Raw genomic sequence first — 14922 nt, forward strand, 5'->3', positions numbered from 1 at the left:
GGGATTTTCATGCCATTTTCGGGGATTTCATGCCACGAGATGGATATTCGCGGTCTGTTCTGGTCTTTGTACGATATTTGTTCCGTGCTTAGGGGCTGTGGATAAGTCGGTGGGTTGAGCCAGCAGCAGGATCTGCAGGCGAATCCTTCAGCGAGATTAGCGGGCAGGCTCTTGGTCTGAGGGCGGAGCGGGTTCGGGAGCTGCCGAATTGGTCTCCGCCTTGCCGGGGGCGACGCCAAGCTCGGCGAGCGGCTCCGCTTCTGCCTTTGGAGCGGGCGGAACCGGCGTTTCGGCAGGCGCACCGGCTTCCTGTTGCTCGATCAGATTGGCCGTGATCGGTTCCTCGACAGCGGGCTGGCTCGTGAAAACGGCTGCCATCAGAACGGCGAGAAAGACAAAGGCCAGGCCGGTCAGCCCGATCCTTACCCGCTGCATCGTCGCTGTCATCTTTCCACGCACTCTGTTACCAGATTTAGTCGGTGCCAAAGCATTTGTCGAACCCCCGACCCGGGTTCGTCGAAGAAATCGCTGCGGCGCGACAATTCGCCACAAAGTCGCGCTTGACGTGGCATGCTGCACCCGCGAAGGGGCTCGTCCATGGAGAAGACCCGTTTCCTCGCCGCCGCTGCCATCGCGGCGTCCGCCACCCTCGCGGCCTGCAACAGCGAGCCGGAGGCGATTTCCGTCAACCAATATGACCCGCAGGCTGAGGCACTCAAGAATGCGGCCCCGGTCGAGGCGCCGCCGATCATCCAGGCGAGCCGGACCTATCGTTGCGCCGACAATAGTCTCGTCTACATCGACTTCCTGTCGAACAACACGGCCAACGTCCGAACGGACCGCGGCGGTGTGCCGGTTGCCGTGCTCACCGCCGAGGGCGGCAACCCGCCTTATACGGGCTCCGGCTATTCGGTCAGCGCCAATGACGAGCGGATCACCTTCACCACTCCGGACAAGCCGGCGCAGACCTGCCGCGCCTGATTTCTGACGATCAACATCGAGGGCCGGCGACGCCGCGCCGGCCCCGGTCCTTCCGCCCCTTAGCTCAGACCGGCTTCGGCTGCGGGCCGAACACGATCTCCATCCGACGCTGGATCTCCTCGCCGCCAACGTCTTCGATATGGGTGGCGAGGCTCCAGCGATGACCGAACGGATCCCTCAGGGTCCCCATCCGATCACCCCAGAATTGATCCTCGGGCGGCCGCTCCTCGATGGCCCCCGCCTCGATCGCTCGGGAATAAGCGGAATCCACATCGGGAAGGTAGATCAGCAGGCTGGCGGTCGCTCCGCCTCGCTTCACCGGACCGAGCAACTCCATGTCCGGAAACTCATCCGCAAGCATCACGTGTGAGTCGCCGATCCTGATCTCGGCATGCGCGATCCTGCCGGAATCACCCATCGGCATCCGCAGCACCTCCGTCGCGCCGAATGCACGTTCATAGAACCGAATCGCCTCGGCGGCTCCGTCGACGATCAGGTAAGGCGTAACACTGTGATAACCCTCGGGTATCGGGCGGACGTTCATGGGACCCTCCTTCCATGTGAACAAAAGGTGATCCCCATAGTGTCGCGGAGTTTCTTCGACAAACCGAATTCGATGAAATAGAGGCGCGCGCATGCCGAACAGCATCACCCCTGAGACCGTCGCCGAGCATGGCCTTTCACCGGAAGAATATGAGCGCGTCCTTCACGCTCTCGGACGCGAGCCGAACCTGACCGAGCTCGGGATTTTCTCGGTGATGTGGTCGGAGCACTGCTCCTACAAGAGTTCCCGGATCCACCTGAGGAAGCTTCCGACCAAGGCCTCGTGGGTCATCCAGGGTCCAGGCGAGAATGCCGGAGTCATCGACATTGGTGATGGTCAGGCGGCGATCTTCAAAATGGAGAGCCATAACCACCCCTCCTATATCGAACCCTATCAAGGCGCGGCGACCGGGGTCGGCGGAATCCTGCGCGACGTTTTCACCATGGGCGCCCGGCCGGTGGCTAACCTCAATGCGCTGCGCTTCGGCCGGCCGGACCATCCCAAGATGCGGCATCTCATCGCCGGAGTCGTCGCCGGGATTGGCGGCTACGGCAATTGTGTCGGCGTTCCGACAGTCGGCGGCGAAGTCAATTTCCATCGCGCCTATGACGGCAATATCCTTGTCAACGCCATGACGGTGGGGATCGCCGACTCGGACAAGATATTCTATTCGGCCGCCGCAGGCGTGGGGAACCCGGTCGTCTACGTCGGCTCCAAGACCGGCCGAGACGGGATCCATGGCGCGACAATGGCCAGCGCCGACTTTTCCGAAGACAGCGAGGAGAAGCGTCCGACCGTTCAGGTCGGCGATCCGTTCACCGAAAAGCTGCTGATCGAAGCCTGTCTCGAACTGATGGCATCCGACGCCATCGTCGCCATTCAGGACATGGGCGCCGCCGGACTGACTTCGTCGAGCGTCGAGATGGCGAGCAAGGGCGGCGTGGGCATCGAACTCGACATGAATGCGGTTCCGTGCCGCGAAGAAGGAATGACGCCCTACGAGATGATGCTTTCCGAAAGCCAGGAACGCATGTTGATGGTGCTGAAGCCTGGCCGGGAGGCCGAGGCGGAAGCGATCTTCCGCAAGTGGGAACTGGATTTCGCGGTGATCGGGCGGGTGACGGACACCGGTCGGCTGGTCCTCAAGTGGAACGGGGAAACGGCCGCCGATATCCCGCTGGGGCCGCTCGGGGACGATGCGCCCTGCTATGATCGCCCCCATGTGAGGACCGAGCCGCCGGCACCGCTCGCTCGTGCCCCCGAGTGCCACAATATCGCCACCGACCTGCTGAAGCTGATGGCGACGCCGGACCTCGCGTCCCGCCGGTGGATCTGGCAGCAATATGATCAGAAAGTTGGCGGCGACACGCTCCAACCTCCGGGCGGGGATGCCGCCTTGGTCCGGGTCCACAACACGAAGAAGGCGCTGGCCCTGACCACCGACGTCACTCCGCGCTACTGCTATGCCGACCCCTATGAAGGGGGCAAGCAAGCCATCGCGGAAGCCTACCGCAACATCAGTGCGACGGGCGCACGCCCGCTTGCCGCCACCGACTGCATGAACTTCGGTAACCCGCAGCGGCCGGAAATCATGGGGCAGTTCGTCGGATGCATCGAAGGCATGGCCGAGGCCTGTGCCGCTCTCGAATTCCCGATCGTGAGCGGGAACGTATCGCTCTACAACGAAACCAAGAATGAAGACGGAAGCGGCAGCGCCATCCTTCCCACCCCGGCAATAGGTGGGGTCGGGCTGATCAAGGATTGGGAGAGCGCCGTCGGAATCGCCTTCAGGGGCGTGGGCGACGTGATCGTCGTCATCGGCGAGCCCAAGGGTCATCTCGGGCAGTCCCTCTGGTTGCGCGAGCTTCATGGCCAGGAGGGGAAGGACGCCGGCCCGCCGCCACCCGTGGACCTCGAAGTCGAGGGAAGAGTCGGCGCGTTCGTCCGGGCGGCCATCGCCGGCGGAGCGATTACTGCCTGTCACGACGTGTCCGATGGCGGGATCGCGGTGACGCTCGCCGAAATGGCTCTCGCCTCGAATATCGGCGCCCTGATCAACAAGGCCCTCCCCGGCGGGCGCGCCGCCTATTTCGCCGAGGACCAGGCGCTTTACGTCGCAACCATCTGCGACAATTGCCTGCTTACCTTCCTTGCTCGAGCCCATGCCGCAGGCGTGGAAGTGGAAGCGATCGGGCGCACCGTCGGCACGCGATTGATCTTCGAGTTGCCCGATGGCGACGATTGCGTGTCGATCGAGGAGCTTCGTTCAGCGCACGAGAGCTTCTTTCCGCAACTCATGGGCGCGAGCCTGGCGGCGGCCTAGTCGCCAACGGCGCTTCAAGGAAGGTCCGGATCTTCGCAATGTCGGCGGCTCCCGAGCTTCGCGGCCCTCTGGCACCTTCCCACGGCTTGGCGATTGAACAGCGGCCAAGTGTCTTCAGGCTATAGCGGCACTCCGCTTGCCCGGAAGCTGTCGCTCAAGCCGGGTCTTCGGATCTGGTGGGACGGGATGCCGCATTCGGTTCAGGAGGAGATCCGGCGCGACGGCCTTGAATTGACCCTTCTGGATCGCCCGGAGGCGCCGATCGATTGCGCCCATATCTTCGTCAGCGCCCGAGTCGAGATGAAGCGCAAGCTGGCTGCGCTGAGGCCGCTACTGTCATCCGCAGGCTTTATCTGGGTCAGCTGGCCCAAGAAGGCATCCAAGCGGCCGACTGACATCAGCGAGAACGCCATTCGCGACTTCGTTCTGCCGCACACCGACATGGTGGATATCAAGGTCTGCGCCATCGACTCGATCTGGTCCGGCTTGAAGCTCGTCGTTCGTCGGGAGCGACGCTAGGCGATTCTTCTTTGCCATTCGGCAACGGCGCTATTGCGAGCCAGTCGCATTATCGATACATCCGATCTCCATGATCGTCTGCGTCTGTAACGCGATTCGCGAATCCGAAGTGCGCAACGCCGCGCGCAGCGGCGCCTCATGCCCGACCAGCGCCTACAAGCTGTGCGGCCGCAAGCCGCGTTGTGGCCAATGCTTCTCATTCGCACGCGAAATCATCGCCGCGGAGCGGAACGCGGCTTGAAAATCCTTTTCATTATCGGCTAATTTTTCGCAGTTTTCTGCCGTTTTTGCGGTGCTTTCCGGTTTCGCCTGCGTTATAGGCTCAGGCGAAAAGGAGACCCGCAATGAAGGGCGACGAACAAGTCATCCAGCATCTCAACGAGACGCTCAAGAACGAGCTCACCGCGGTCAATCAATATTGGCTGCACTATCGGATGCTCGACAATTGGGGGATTGCGCGCCTCGCCGAATTCGAGCGCCACGAATCGATCGACGAGATGAAGCATGCCGACCGTCTGGCAGAGCGCATCCTCTTCCTCGAGGGGCTGCCGAACTTCCAGATGCTCGGGCGGCTTCGTGTCGGTGAGAATGTCCAAGAGATATTGCGGGCCGATCTCGAACTCGAACGGGAGGCGATCGTTCAGCTCAAGGGAGCGATCGCGCATGCGGAAAGCGTGCGCGACTATGTAAGTCGCGACCTCTTCTCCGAAATCCTGGAAAATGAGGAAGATCATGTCGACATGCTCGAAAAGCAGTTCGACATGATCGAACAGATGGGGCTGCAGAATTATATCCAGTTGCAGAGCAAGCCCGCCGAAGACTGAGCCGCTGGCCAGCACCCCTCCTGTCTGATGGCCGATCCCTCATGGTCGGTCACCGGGACCGGGTTTCCACAGGGCTTGCCTTGAGTCGGCGCTAGCGTTTAGCCTGATCTCCGATGCGGCCCTTTCCTTTGGGGCGGCAACCTCAATCTCGTACCAGGAGACGCAATGACCTTCCGCAAGCTTTTCCTCGCCTCCGCCGCCGCGGCGGGCCTGTTCCTTTCCGTCCCGGCCTCGGCCGAACTGCGCGTTGGCGCGACCGTTACCGATCCGCAGGGCGGGCAGGTCGGCACCATCACCGCGATCCAGGGCGAACATCTCGTTCTGCGTACCGACAAGCACGAGGTCCGGCTGCCCGTGTCTTCCTTCACCGCCACTGACAGCGCCATTCTGTTTGCGCTTACCCGCGATCAGCTCAACGCTCAGGTCGATCAGGCCCTCGCCCAGGCACAGCAAGCGATTGCGGTCGGCGTCGTTCTTCACGATCGCAATGGCGCCGTCGTTGGGCCGGTCGAAGCCGCTGACGCCGAGACGATCACGGTCCGCCTCGGCGAACAGCAGATCCGGCTGCCGCGTACCGCCGTCGCCCCCGCTCCGAACGGTATCGTCGTTGGCGCGACCCTGGCCGAGCTCCAGGCCAGTCTCAACACTGCCGAAGGCAGCGGCAACTAAGGCTAGGATCCGAAGAAGGAGGCACGGGCATCGCTCGCGCCTCCTTCTTCACCATCCCGTCCGCCTGCCGAATCGCAACGGTCGAGCGCGATCAGACCTGTTCTGGGCCATTGACGGCCGCTCTTCAGTCAGCCCATCGGCACCAGCCAAATTGCTCCGATCAGCGCGAGAGTGCCGGCTGCCATGGCGGCGGTGATCAGCTTGAGGTTCATCGCCCGAGCGCTTTCCACGACATGAGGACTCAGCCGGTCGCGGACTGTGCAGGCGCGCCGCTCGGCGGCGACGACGACCGCAAGCCCGATGACGAGGAACAAGGTTGCGATGGCCTTCGGCACCCACGAAGGCTCCATTCGCAGAAACAGAGCATGAAAGCCGACCCCGATCCCGACCGTCGCCAGACCCGTCCGCATCCATCCGGCAAAGGTCCGCTCGTTGGCGAGCAGGGTCCGATCCTCGGCAAGCTCGACCCGACTGTTTCCGCTCTCGCCGTCCACATCCGACACCTTCGCCTCCTGACCGCGGCGGCTCAACCGGCCTGCTCCGATCCGGGATAAGGCCGCTCCTTGAGAAGCCGTGCCAGGTGCGCCGCATTGCTGGCAGCCATGGCAACCGTCTGCTCGATCGTGTCAGGCACCTTTGCCAGCGCCTTGAAATCGGTCTTCTGCATCGCCTTGCCAACCCAATAGCAAGCCGGGGAGGCAGGCAGGGTCCAACCGGGTGTCGAGCAGAGCCTGGGCAAGGTGGGCGGTGACTCCGTGCGCCCCATCCTCATTGCCGACGATTGCCAGCAGGGCCACCTTGCCGAAACTCGGCATCCGACCTGCTGAGTCGATTTCCGAGAGAAAGCCATCCATTCGCTCGACCACTCGCTTTGCGACGCTCGACATCTGCCCCAGCCATATCGGTGTCCCGAAGACGAGAAGGTCGCAGGCGAGGATTCGGCGGCGAAGATCGGGCCAAGCGTCGGTCTCTCCTTCATCGGAGGTAACCCCCGGACGGACATCATGATCCGCGACCCGAATCGTCCCGGCGAAAGCGACTCCATGCCGGTCGAGCGCGGCTGCGATCATGCTGATCATTCTGTCGGTGGAGCTGTCCTCCTCGACGCTTCGCCTGAGGCTGCAATTGAGCGCGATCGCGGTCAGCGCCATCCGTCTCTCCCGCACCGATAGGTCCAGGTTCAGGACTCCTCACCGCACCTCATGTTCCAGCGCCCGGCGGTTCCCGCAGGCCGGCAACGCGTCCAGCCCGAATTCGGCCGGAGTCGCTTGGTCGCGGCTAGCCGATCACCGACTGCTTTGCCCGCTCGATCGATTCCCGAACGACCCGCCGGGCGTCGTCGGCACCGCCCCAATGGCCGACCCGGACCCACTTCTGAGCTTCCAAGTCCTTGTAATGGGTGAAGAAGTGCTCAATCTGCTGCATGACGATCGATGGCAGGTCGGCCCGTTCGGAAACATCGGAATAATAAGGAAAGGTGGTGTCGACCGGCACCGTCAGCAGCTTTTCGTCGCCGCCCGCTTCGTCTTCAAGAAACAATACCCCAATCGGGCGCGCGCGAACGACCGATCCCGGAATGAAAGGTGAACGGGAGATCACGAGCGCGTCCAGCGGATCGCCATCCGGCGAAAGCGTGTGCGGAATGAAGCCGTAATTGGCGGGATAACGCATAGGCGTGTGGAGGATCCGGTCCACGAACAAGGCGCCCGACTTCTTGTCGAACTCATATTTGACGGGTTCCCCGCCCACCGGCACTTCGATGATGACGTTGAGGCTTTCGGGCGGATTGTCGCCGACGGAGATCAGGTCGATATTCATGGAAAAGACTACACCGCTTGAAGTTGGATAGGTGACGAACGGGCCGAGGCTGAGGCCGTTGCGCCTCCCTTAGCGAGAGCATGGCACAGGGCAAGGCGGATCGAAGCGCCTATCAAGAGGGCTCTGAATAGGATAGTCTCGGCGACCTGACATTCCGATGGGGGGGCAGTCCGGAATGAGTGCAGCGACCGAGGCTCAACCGCGCATCGTCACTCTCGACGTGGTCCGAGGCATCGCGGTGATGGGCATCCTGGCGATGAACATCATCGCCTTCACCATGCCGTTCCAGGCCTATATGAACCCTGCGGTCTACGGGCTGGAAACGAGCGCAGACTTCGTTTCCTGGCTTTTCAGCTTCGTCTTCATCGACGGACGGATGCGCGGCCTTTTCTCCTTCCTTTTCGGCGCAAGCATGCTTCTGGTGATCCAGCGCGCCCAGGCAAAAGGGGAACCAGCGGGCAAGGTTCATTTCAGCCGGATGTTCTGGCTGCTGCTGTTCGGACTGTTCCACCTTTACTTCATCTGGTTCGGCGACATCCTCAGCCTCTATGCCCCGATCGGGATGATCGCCTGGTTCTATCGCGACCAGGGACCGCGCACTCTGATCAGGTGGGGAATCGGGCTGGTCATCTTTCAGACGCTCCTCTTCGGACTGATGACGGCGGGCTTTTTTGCGGTGGCCGCTCAGGCAAGCCAGCCGAATGCCGATCCGGCCGCAATCCAGCAGTGGCAGGAAATGGCCGCCGAATTCGCCGCTACGCCGCAACAGGTCGCGGCCGATATCGCCATCTTCCGGGGCGACTATGGGGGGATCGTTTCCCATCGGCTGAACGAGATGGCCTTCGCGCCGATCTTCAACCTGTTCATGTTCGGCTGGGAGACGCTCGGCTACATGCTGTTCGGAATGGCGGCCCTGAAAACCGGTTTCCTGACCGGCGAATGGGACGATCGGCGTTATCGTCGGGCCTTGCTGATCGGCTTTGGCATCGGCGTTCCTCTCTATCTCCTGCTGGCGTGGGTGCTGGTCCGCGACGACTATTCGGTGCCGATGGTGCTGGCGGCGATGACTGGGACCACTCTTGTTCGACCGTTGATGATCCTTGCCACCGCGGCCCTGATCATCCTGCTGACCCGATCCGGCGGTGCACTGGTGGCCCGGATCGCTGCGGCAGGTCGGGCCGCGTTCACCAACTATCTCGGAACCAGCCTGATCATGACCACCTTGTTCTACGGCTATGGCGGCGGTCTCTACGGTTCCATGGGACGGGCCGAAGTGTGGCTTCCAGTCGTGGCGATGTGGGTTCTGATGCTGCTCTGGTCCAAGCCCTGGCTTGATCGCTTCCTTTATGGCCCCTTCGAGTGGCTGTGGCGCAGTCTCTCCCGCGGGAAGCTCCAGCCGATGCGTCGCCCCTCGGGTCCGACGGCCGCAGTCGCCGCGGAATAGGCTCAGCCTGACGGCGGCTCCGGTCTGTCGACCGGCGGCGGCACCAGCAGTCGATCCAGCGGAGCGGCCGGAACGATCAGGGTGATCCCCTCATCATTGAGTTCCGGAAGCTCCGTTCCGTCGGGCAGGAAGAGGCGACTGCGATAGCCGCTCGTGCCGTCCCCTTCCGAACGTACACAAATTTCCTGTCCCTCCATGGCCAGGTTGATCAGCCGGAACATCACCGGGATGGTTTCGTCATTCGGGCTCGCTGGGGCGTCGGGCACTTCGTAGAGCAAGGCGCTGCTGGTGCCAGACGTGCAATCGACATCCGACCGACGCGTGAACTGCGTTCGAGTCGCGATCACGTATCGCGCCGACACCGCAATGAAGTCGAGCTGCGGGCTGGGCAATTCTTCGCGCGACGAGCCATAACTGTCGACGATCCGCCAGTGTCGAGGCGCAAAATCGGAGAAAGGCCGGTCGGTGATGATGCCGACGCTGGTGCCTCCCTCGCTTTGGTTCAGGAAGTAGAAGCGGTCGGCTCCGCGGGCGCGAAGCTCGGCGTCAGGGTCGTCGCCGCCGCGATCCCAGTCCGGAACGCGTTCGCCCGGACGCAAGAGATTGGCCCGAATCTCGGCTACTGCGCGCCGAAGAACGTCGACATCTGCAATCTGCAGATCCTGCTCGACGCCCGGCTGCGCGTTCAGAGCCGCTGGGACCGCCGCCAGGATCAGGCCTGCAGCCAGGAGCTTCAGTTGCTTCATTGCCGTGCCTCCATGTCCGGAAGCTAGGCCTGCCAGCTTGATCGGCGCAAACGAAATCAGGGGCTGTTCAGAGCCGCCCGAACTCTTGGTTGCTTGGCGCTCGATCGTTCTGCCGGCGGGAAACGAGCGGATTGGCTTCGCGTTCGAGCAGATCGATGGTTTTGGCGTAGAGCGGCCGCAGTCGAGCCACTTCGGGGATCATGTGATCCGGGAAGATGCGCGACTCGACCGCTCGTCGACCCGCCGTTTCGATCTCCTCGGCCAAGTCGGCGAGGACGAACGCACCGAACTGGCGCGCCTCCGACTTCATCGTGTGCGCGGGAATGACGAGATCTGCGGAGACTCGACGGTGCATGGCGTCCTCGATCCTGGCAACGGCTTTCTCTCCATCCTCGCGGAAATAGCCAAGGATTCGGACGAAGCTCGCGCCAAGCTGGGCGCGCATATCCGAGAATAGCGCCCAATCAACCAGATTGTCGGAGTTGCCGTCCATGACCTCCTCTCGCCGCACCTCTCATTCCGCAAGGTATCCGTTCTGGGTAAACGGCAAGTTGACGATCGATTTGGGGTGCGACTTAAGCGCCTTTATTGTCGAAGGGATTGCCGCGTCCACGAAGCGCAAGCCGCACCGGAACCGCACCGAAGCCGAGCTCGCGGCGAAGCCCGTTCACCAGATAGCGCCGATAGCTCTCCGGAAGCATCTCCGTCCGATTGCCGAATACGACGAAGCTTGGCGGTCGAGCGCCGACCTGAGTGATATAGCGCAGCTTGATCCTCTTGCCGCCCGGCGCCGGCGGCGGATTCTTCTCGATCGCTTCCTCGAACCAGCGGTTGAGCTGACCTGTCGGCACCCGGCGCGACCAATCCTCGCGAAGCTCGAAGGCAGCCGCAAGCAAGGTATCGATGCCCTTCCCTGTCCTTCCGGAGACGGTCAGCAAGGGAAGTCCCCGCACCTGTGAGAGCCCTTCATCAAGCGCGGCCTTGATGCCGTTGAACAATTGACTCTGGTTTTCGGCCACGTCCCATTTGTTGATCGCGGCAATCAGCGCCCGTCCCTCCTCCAGGACGTTGTCGGCAATGCGCAGGTCCTGCGCCTCCAATCCCCGCGTTCCGTCGAGCAGAAGAACGACCACTTCCGCAAAATCGACGGCCCTGCGCGCATCGGCAACGGACAGCCTCTCGAGCTTGTCCTCCACCTTCGCCTTTTTGCGCATTCCGGCCGTGTCGATCAGCCGCACCGGCCGCCCATTCCAGGTCCAGTCGATGGCAATGGAGTCGCGCGTTATTCCGGCTTCGGGCCCGGTGATCAGTCGCTCCTGCTCGATTATCCGGTTGATCAAGGTCGACTTGCCGGCATTGGGACGGCCTACGATTGCCAGTTTGAGCGGGGCTTCGGCGTCGGGATCGCCTTCTTCCTCCTCGCCCTGGCCGCCTTCGATGATCGGTCGAAGATGCTCGAACAGATCCACGATCCCCTCGGCATGTTCGGCGCTCATCGCGATCGGCTCCCCCAGCCCGAGACCGAAGGCTTCCAGGATTCCTGCTTCGCCGGCTCGACCCTCGGCCTTGTTGGCGGCGAGGATCACCGGAGTGCTTTCCGATCTGAGCCAGCGGGCGATTTCCTCATCGAGCGGAGTGACGCCCGCCCTTGCGTCGATCAGGAACAGGGCCGCGTCGGCTTCCCGAACGGCCGCCATGGTCTGAGCCCGCATTCGCCCGGGCAGCGTTTCGGGATCCTCATCCTCGTAGCCGGCCGTGTCGATCACTCGGAAGTCGAGCCCGAGCAGGCTCGCATCACCCTCGCGGCGATCTCGAGTGACTCCGGGACGATCATCGACCAGCGCCAGCTTCTTGCCAACCAAGCGGTTGAACAGAGTAGACTTGCCGACGTTCGGGCGGCCGACGATTGCGACGGTAGGCAGGTTCGGCATGGCGCCGCTGCCCTGCCCTCTTACCTCCAGGCGGTCAACCGGCCCTCGTCCGTCAGGACATAGAGGGTGTTGTTTGCGACGACCGGCGGAAGCGAGATCGGCGTTCGCGTCTGGATCGTCGAAAGGACACTGCCGTCAGTCGGCGAAACGAAGACGATGTCACCCCTGGAACTGGTCAGGACGAGCCGGTTGCCGGCCAGGACCGGACCGCGCCAGAACACCTGTCCCTTCCGATCCTCCTCGTCCCGATAGCGGGCGAGCTGGGAAATCCAGCGGATTCGGCCCGAAGCGCGGGCGATCGCCAGCAGCTGGGCCCGATCCGTCACCACGAACAGCCAGTCCCCAGCCACCCAAGGAGTAGAAATGCCGGCGATGTTGACTTCCCAGGCCCGCTGGCCGGTGATGAGTTCGACCGCGACCATTCGCCCGCCCTGACCCACGGCGAAGACTCGGCCGTTGTCGATGACCGGATCGGCATCGATATCCGAGATATTGCCGACGACTGTGCTGATCCCGGTGCGGGTCAGAGCATCCTGCCAGACCACCTGGCCGTTCTCGTAGCGATAGGCGGTGAGTTCGCCCGACGAAAAGCCGGCAACGACTGTGCTCTGGGCGAAAGCCGGCGAAGCCGTCCCGAAAACGCCCGCCAGTTCGAAAGTGCCCGCGCCGGTCCAGCGTGTTTCGCCATTGGCCTGGTTCAGGGCGTAAAGCTGATTGTCCTGGCTGACCACATAGACATTTTCGTTGCCGATGGTCGGGGCTCCGCGGAGCGGCCCGCCCGGCTTGACCTGCCAGACGATGGCACCCGTCGCGGCGTCCAGCGCAGCGGCGTCTCCGGCGCCATTCGTGGCATAGACACGACCAGCGTCGAAGCTGACGCCGCCGCCGAACAGAGTCGCACTGGGCGAGTTCTCGCCGCGCAGCTGGGTCGACCAGATCTGGGCGCCCGTATTGGCGTCGAACGCCCGCACATTGGCCCGGGTGTCGATCGTATAGACGCGCCCGGCGGCGACGACCGGCTCCGACGCCAATCGCGCTCTCGTGCTGCTTCCGGTTCCGATGCTGACGCTCCAGGCCTGCGCCGGAGCGTCGCCAAGAGCGACATGCCCCATGGACTTGGAGGCATTGCCGCCCGACTGTGCCCACTCGGTGTTCACGAAGGGAGCCGGCACAGTGACCGGAATGTCGGCAAGCGCCGGGTCCACCTCGACCTGAGTCTCGCGCCCCAGCACCGGGATCCGTTCGCCGACTGTGGGCGTAGTCGGACGGCTCGAGCCGCGAAGCATGTCGCAGCCGCCTAGCAGGGTGACGATCGCGATCGCTACGACAACACGCTTCATTCGGCTTTTTCCCTCGCTTCTGCCGGCGCGGCCGAGTTGGTGGCTGCAGCACCGCCGCCCTCCGGCTCATCCATGGCATTGACTCCTAGAGAGCCTGCCATCTGAATGGCCCTTGTACGGATGGACGGCGGAACGTTTTCATCGCGACCGATCTGACCAAAAAGTGGCCCGGCGAGGTCGGGCCGGCGCATCTTCAGATGGGCAACGCCGACCATCTCGCCAGCTGTCCCGAACCAAGGTTGGCCGGGACGGGCGAGCGGCGCAAGCCGCTGGATCACCTGCTGGGGTTGAAGCCGGTCGAACTCCAATGCCGTCTGCCGCACCAGAGCGGCATGACGATAGGGCTCCGCCACCTCTTCGTTGGCAGCGATTTCCCGGAGCGTCGTGATCGCCGCGGCTTCGTCGCCGGCGGCAATCTGCGCATTGGCCCGTGAGAACAGAGCCGCCAGCCGATAACCCTCGATTTCGCTGCCCGCAAGTTCATCGATTTTCGGCATTGCGGCGTTCCGATTGCCGCTTTCGAGATTCTCCAGCGCCTCGAGGAGCTGCTCGCCCTGCGCAGCCGCCTTCTCCTGCTGGCGATTTTGCCACCAGATGAAGCCGCCAATGGCGCCGAGGACGAGCACGATGGCGGCGATGATCGCCCAGCCGTAGCGTTTGACGAACCGGTCAAGGCGCTCCTTGCGCAGCTCCTCGTCTACTTCCCGAAGGAAAGTCTCGCCGTCATTCGGCTTGATCGCCACTTAACTCTCCACGTTCAGGGGAACTGCGCCCGCGCCGCCCCACAATGACATTGTCGGCGCCGGCCTGACGCGCTCGAGCGAGGCACGCCTCACGCGCTCCTTAACCGGCCACCTGCGCAAGGGAAAGACCCTCACGTCTTGGCGTGGTAGGTCTGGTCCGGAGTGGGAAACTTCCGGCTCTTCACATCGGCCGCATATGTCTCGGCGGCGGCGGCGATCTCTCCGGCAAGATTGCCGAAGCGCTTCACGAAGCGCGGAGTTCGCTCGAACAGGCCCATCATGTCCTCGGTCACGAGTATCTGGCCGTCACATTGTGCCGAAGCGCCAATGCCGATCGTCGGACAGGGAACGAGACGCGTCGCTTCGATGGCGATCTCCTCCATCACGCCTTCCAGCACCAGGGCGAAACAGCCAGCCTGGGCCACAGCCTTCGAATCGGCCAGGATCTTGCCGGCTTCGGCGTCGTCGCGGCCGCGGGCGCGATAGCCGCCGAGCGCGTTGACGGCCTGGGGGGTGAGGCCGACATGACCAATCACCGGAATGCCGCGCCCGACGAGAAACGCCACGGTCTCGGCCATCGCTTCGCCGCCTTCCAGTTTGACCGCCGCGGCGCCCGTCTCCTTGAGAACGCGCGCAGCGTTGCGAAACGCCTGCTGCGGACTCTCCTCATAGGATCCGAACGGCATGTCGACGGCGACCAGCGCATGCCAGGAGCCACGAACGACGGCTGCGCCATGAGCGCACATCATGTCCAGGCTGACCGGGATGGTGGAAGGGAGCCCGTAGATGACCTGGCCGAGGCTGTCGCCCACCAGCAGCAGGTCGCAATGCGGATCGAGGAGCTGCGCCATCCGCATTGTGTAGGCAGTCAGGGCGACGATCGGTTCGCCGCCCTTCCGAGCCATGACGGCGGGTGCCGTCAGCCTCTTCATCGGAGCGGGCGTTGGAGTCGCGCGGCTCGTCGCGGTGTCGATCGTGTAGGTGGACATGCCGAATGCTTAATCGAACACGTCGCGGTGGCAAAGCCCGGTCCCGGCTCC

At 63.2% G+C, this 14922-nt stretch carries 18 protein-coding genes; 7 read left to right on the forward strand and 11 right to left on the reverse strand.

All coding sequences use genetic code 11. The features are described from left to right. Window positions 1-156: 156 nt before the first annotated feature. Entirely contained in the window at window positions 157-447 is a 291-nt protein-coding gene (locus ACRYLT_RS02265; protein ID WP_482662489.1) for a hypothetical protein, read from the reverse strand. Between the two features lie 150 nt (window positions 448-597). Between ACRYLT_RS02265 and ACRYLT_RS02270 the strand changes: the two genes are divergently transcribed. Continuing rightward, a complete protein-coding gene (locus tag ACRYLT_RS02270) occupies window positions 598-981 on the forward strand; it encodes a hypothetical protein (protein WP_482662490.1) in 384 nt (127 codons plus the stop codon). Between the two features lie 64 nt (window positions 982-1045). Here the strand turns inward: ACRYLT_RS02270 and ACRYLT_RS02275 are convergent, their stop codons facing one another. Continuing rightward, the gene (locus tag ACRYLT_RS02275) at window positions 1046-1525 is read right to left on the reverse strand and encodes a VOC family protein (protein WP_482662491.1); all 480 of its coding nucleotides are present in this window, start codon (window positions 1523-1525) and stop codon (window positions 1046-1048) included. A gap of 91 nt (window positions 1526-1616) precedes the next feature. On the opposite strand from ACRYLT_RS02275, the gene purL reads away from it, so the two are divergent. The 5 genes from purL to ACRYLT_RS02300 all read left to right on the forward strand — a co-directional run bounded on the left by purL (window position 1617) and on the right by ACRYLT_RS02300 (window position 5860). Next, window positions 1617-3848, forward strand: a complete 2232-nt coding sequence (gene purL, locus ACRYLT_RS02280; protein WP_482662492.1) for a phosphoribosylformylglycinamidine synthase subunit PurL — start codon at window positions 1617-1619, stop codon at window positions 3846-3848. A 108-nt stretch (window positions 3849-3956) separates the two neighbouring features. Further along, on the forward strand, window positions 3957-4367 hold the full coding sequence (locus ACRYLT_RS02285; RefSeq protein WP_482662493.1) for a hypothetical protein: 411 nt from the start codon (window positions 3957-3959) through the stop codon (window positions 4365-4367). Between the two features lie 70 nt (window positions 4368-4437). Next, window positions 4438-4608, forward strand: a complete 171-nt coding sequence (locus ACRYLT_RS02290; protein ID WP_482662494.1) for a (2Fe-2S)-binding protein — start codon at window positions 4438-4440, stop codon at window positions 4606-4608. A gap of 103 nt (window positions 4609-4711) precedes the next feature. Further along, window positions 4712-5191, forward strand: coding sequence for a bacterioferritin (bfr, locus tag ACRYLT_RS02295; RefSeq protein ID WP_482662495.1), 480 nt, complete (start codon window positions 4712-4714; stop codon window positions 5189-5191). A gap of 165 nt (window positions 5192-5356) precedes the next feature. Beyond that, window positions 5357-5860, forward strand: coding sequence for a hypothetical protein (locus tag ACRYLT_RS02300; protein ID WP_482662496.1), 504 nt, complete (start codon window positions 5357-5359; stop codon window positions 5858-5860). Between the two features lie 128 nt (window positions 5861-5988). Here ACRYLT_RS02300 and ACRYLT_RS02305 read toward each other — a convergent pair whose 3' ends face one another. The 3 genes from ACRYLT_RS02305 to ppa all read right to left on the reverse strand — a co-directional run bounded on the left by ACRYLT_RS02305 (window position 5989) and on the right by ppa (window position 7678). Next, window positions 5989-6363 (reverse strand): YidH family protein, encoded by a 375-nt coding sequence (locus ACRYLT_RS02305; protein WP_482662497.1) that lies wholly within the window; start codon window positions 6361-6363, stop codon window positions 5989-5991. 123 nt (window positions 6364-6486) lie between these two features. Beyond that, a complete protein-coding gene (locus ACRYLT_RS02310; protein ID WP_482662498.1) occupies window positions 6487-7011 on the reverse strand; it encodes a flavodoxin family protein in 525 nt (174 codons plus the stop codon). A 127-nt stretch (window positions 7012-7138) separates the two neighbouring features. Continuing rightward, the gene (gene ppa / locus ACRYLT_RS02315) at window positions 7139-7678 is read right to left on the reverse strand and encodes an inorganic diphosphatase (protein WP_482662499.1); all 540 of its coding nucleotides are present in this window, start codon (window positions 7676-7678) and stop codon (window positions 7139-7141) included. A 175-nt stretch (window positions 7679-7853) separates the two neighbouring features. Between ppa and ACRYLT_RS02320 the strand changes: the two genes are divergently transcribed. Continuing rightward, a complete protein-coding gene (locus tag ACRYLT_RS02320) occupies window positions 7854-9122 on the forward strand; it encodes a DUF418 domain-containing protein (RefSeq protein ID WP_482662500.1) in 1269 nt (422 codons plus the stop codon). Window positions 9123-9124: 2 nt separating this feature from the next. Here ACRYLT_RS02320 and ACRYLT_RS02325 read toward each other — a convergent pair whose 3' ends face one another. The 6 genes from ACRYLT_RS02325 to panB all read right to left on the reverse strand — a co-directional run bounded on the left by ACRYLT_RS02325 (window position 9125) and on the right by panB (window position 14871). Beyond that, on the reverse strand, window positions 9125-9868 hold the full coding sequence (locus tag ACRYLT_RS02325) for a hypothetical protein (RefSeq protein WP_482662501.1): 744 nt from the start codon (window positions 9866-9868) through the stop codon (window positions 9125-9127). Window positions 9869-9935: 67 nt separating this feature from the next. Next, window positions 9936-10361: an Hpt domain-containing protein gene (locus tag ACRYLT_RS02330; RefSeq protein WP_482662502.1), complete on the reverse strand. Its 426-nt coding sequence runs from the start codon at window positions 10359-10361 to the stop codon at window positions 9936-9938. Between the two features lie 82 nt (window positions 10362-10443). Beyond that, complete coding sequence (der, locus tag ACRYLT_RS02335) at window positions 10444-11799, reverse strand: ribosome biogenesis GTPase Der (RefSeq protein ID WP_482662503.1); 1356 nt, start codon at window positions 11797-11799, stop codon at window positions 10444-10446. 20 nt (window positions 11800-11819) lie between these two features. After that, window positions 11820-13139 carry an outer membrane protein assembly factor BamB family protein gene (locus ACRYLT_RS02340; protein ID WP_482662504.1) on the reverse strand — a complete coding sequence of 440 codons (1320 nt, stop codon included), beginning with the start codon at window positions 13137-13139 and terminating at the stop codon, window positions 11820-11822. Continuing rightward, window positions 13136-13882: a tetratricopeptide repeat protein gene (locus ACRYLT_RS02345; RefSeq protein WP_482662505.1), complete on the reverse strand. Its 747-nt coding sequence runs from the start codon at window positions 13880-13882 to the stop codon at window positions 13136-13138. Before ACRYLT_RS02345 ends, ACRYLT_RS02340 begins: the two co-directional genes overlap by 4 nt. Window positions 13883-14013: 131 nt before the next feature. Then, window positions 14014-14871, reverse strand: coding sequence for a 3-methyl-2-oxobutanoate hydroxymethyltransferase (gene panB / locus ACRYLT_RS02350; protein ID WP_482662506.1), 858 nt, complete (start codon window positions 14869-14871; stop codon window positions 14014-14016). Between the last annotated feature and the right edge of the window lie 51 nt (window positions 14872-14922).

The sequence above is a fragment of the Sphingosinicella sp. SM1-17 genome (assembly GCF_056821765.1).

Excerpts from the sequence above, each read along its gene's own strand:
- ACRYLT_RS02320 (WP_482662500.1), top strand. The coding sequence starts at position 7,854 with ATGAGTGCAGCGACCGAGGCTCAACCGCGCATCGTCACTCTCGACGTG.
- ACRYLT_RS02275 (WP_482662491.1), bottom strand. The coding sequence starts at position 1,525 with ATGAACGTCCGCCCGATACCCGAGGGTTATCACAGTGTTACGCCTTAC.
- ACRYLT_RS02265 (WP_482662489.1), bottom strand. The coding sequence starts at position 447 with ATGACAGCGACGATGCAGCGGGTAAGGATCGGGCTGACCGGCCTGGCC.
- ACRYLT_RS02290 (WP_482662494.1), top strand. The coding sequence starts at position 4,438 with ATGATCGTCTGCGTCTGTAACGCGATTCGCGAATCCGAAGTGCGCAAC.
- der (WP_482662503.1), bottom strand. The coding sequence starts at position 11,799 with ATGCCGAACCTGCCTACCGTCGCAATCGTCGGCCGCCCGAACGTCGGC.
- ACRYLT_RS02270 (WP_482662490.1), top strand. The coding sequence starts at position 598 with ATGGAGAAGACCCGTTTCCTCGCCGCCGCTGCCATCGCGGCGTCCGCC.
- ACRYLT_RS02325 (WP_482662501.1), bottom strand. The coding sequence starts at position 9,868 with ATGAAGCAACTGAAGCTCCTGGCTGCAGGCCTGATCCTGGCGGCGGTC.
- ACRYLT_RS02330 (WP_482662502.1), bottom strand. The coding sequence starts at position 10,361 with ATGGACGGCAACTCCGACAATCTGGTTGATTGGGCGCTATTCTCGGAT.
- bfr (WP_482662495.1), top strand. The coding sequence starts at position 4,712 with ATGAAGGGCGACGAACAAGTCATCCAGCATCTCAACGAGACGCTCAAG.
- ACRYLT_RS02300 (WP_482662496.1), top strand. The coding sequence starts at position 5,357 with ATGACCTTCCGCAAGCTTTTCCTCGCCTCCGCCGCCGCGGCGGGCCTG.
- ACRYLT_RS02310 (WP_482662498.1), bottom strand. The coding sequence starts at position 7,011 with ATGGCGCTGACCGCGATCGCGCTCAATTGCAGCCTCAGGCGAAGCGTC.
- purL (WP_482662492.1), top strand. The coding sequence starts at position 1,617 with ATGCCGAACAGCATCACCCCTGAGACCGTCGCCGAGCATGGCCTTTCA.
- ACRYLT_RS02340 (WP_482662504.1), bottom strand. The coding sequence starts at position 13,139 with ATGAAGCGTGTTGTCGTAGCGATCGCGATCGTCACCCTGCTAGGCGGC.
- ppa (WP_482662499.1), bottom strand. The coding sequence starts at position 7,678 with ATGAATATCGACCTGATCTCCGTCGGCGACAATCCGCCCGAAAGCCTC.
- panB (WP_482662506.1), bottom strand. The coding sequence starts at position 14,871 with ATGTCCACCTACACGATCGACACCGCGACGAGCCGCGCGACTCCAACG.